Here is a 269-nt window from a genome sequence, read left to right as displayed (position 1 = left end):
TTTTAACTTTAGGAGATGCTTCTTTTAATACGACAGCAACTTGTGATGGCGGCACCGCAAATATAACTGGAGATCTTGGTGGAAGTTTTACTTTTAATCCGATACCAACCGATGGAGCAACAATAGATGCAACTAGCGGAGTGGTAACTAATGGAATTTCAGGAGCGTCCTATACTATAGAATACACGAGTCCAGGAACCTGCGGAACAAGTAGCACACAAACGGTAACTGTTTTAACCTCCGGAAACGCTTCTTTTAATACGACAGCA

The 269-nt window shown here is 42.0% G+C and carries 1 protein-coding gene; it reads left to right on the top strand.

The genetic code is table 11. The annotated features are described in order from the left end of the window. Positions 1 to 269 (top strand): hypothetical protein (locus ACVCXO_RS12155; RefSeq protein ID WP_452229860.1); only part of this gene is annotated, 269 nt, incomplete at both ends.

It is taken from the genome of Lacinutrix sp. MEBiC02404, assembly GCF_053601575.1.
The sequence above is the reverse complement of the archived record's forward strand: the minus strand, read 5'-3'. Positions and strand labels throughout refer to the sequence as shown.